The organism is Streptomyces sp. NPDC006265 (genome assembly GCF_040613555.1).
In the GTDB taxonomy this organism is placed as follows: Bacteria; Actinomycetota; Actinomycetes; order Streptomycetales; family Streptomycetaceae; genus Streptomyces.
In genome coordinates, this window is record NZ_JBEXSH010001529.1 from 1 (window position 1) to 1,061 (window position 1,061).

Sequence of the window (1,061 nt, forward strand, 5' to 3'; positions counted from 1 at the left end):
GCCGCGACCAGCAGGACGCCGCCGGCGCCGCCCGCGAGGGGGGCGGCCCAGTCGGCGGTGTCGTCGCCGGAGGCGTCGGCGTCCGGTCCGCTGCCGAAGTACTTCGCACCGTGCGACGCCGGCTGGAGGCCCTCGGGCTCGATCCGGCCGGCGGCCTCGATGGCGGCGGCCGGGTCGATGAAGCCGAAGCCGCGGGAGTCGTCGCGCCCGCCCGACGGGGCGTTGCGGGCGGTGTCCTCCAGGAGCGACTTGATCTGGGCCGGGGCGAGGCCGGGGTGGGCGGCCTTGACCAGGGCGGCGGCGCCGGAGACGAAGGCGGCGGCGGCACTGGTGCCCCAGCCCTCGTAGTACTTGTGGTCGGGGTCGGCGATGACGACGTCGACGCCGGGGGCGCTGACGGTGGCGTACCAGCGGCGGGTGGAGAAGGAGGCGCGGGTGCCGGCCCGGTCGACGGCCGTGGCGGCTATCACGCCGGGGTAGGCGGCCGGGTAGGAGATGTGGTCGCCCTTCTCGCCGCCGTTGCCGGCGGACGCGACGACGACCACGCCCTTCTTCAGCGCGTACTGGACGGCCTGGTCCTCGCCGGGTTCGGGGTGCGCCGAGGCGGAGTCGTCGCCGAGGGAGAGGTTGATGACGTCGGCGCCGTGGTCGGCGGCCCAGCGGATGCCCTCGGCGAGGGCGTTGCCGCGGGTGGAGCGGGCCTTGGCGCGGGAGGGGTCGCCGTCCTCGAGGATCACGCGGACGGGGAGGATCTTCGCCTCGGGCGCGATGCCGAGGACGCCGTCGGCGTCGCCGGGGCCGTGTCCGTGGCCTGCGATGATGCCGGCCATGGCGGTGCCGTGCCGGGCCCAGGCGCGGTCGCCGGGTTCGGCTCCGAAGCGGATCAGGTCCTTGCCGGGGAGGACGTTGCCGGCCAGGTCGGGGTGGTCGGCCTCGACGCCGGTGTCCAGGACGGCGACGGTGATGCCCCGGCCCTTGGTGGTCTGCCAGGCCTGCTCGGTGTGCATGGCGTCCAGGGCCCACTGCTGGGCGCGGATGCCGTCGGCGTGCGCGGTGGCGGC

1 protein-coding gene is annotated in these 1,061 nt (G+C 76.2%); it reads right to left on the reverse strand.

The genetic code is table 11. The features are described from left to right. On the reverse strand, positions 1–1,061 hold a 1,061-nt coding region (gene mycP / locus ABZ281_RS50380), incomplete at both ends, for a type VII secretion-associated serine protease mycosin (RefSeq protein ID WP_356665656.1).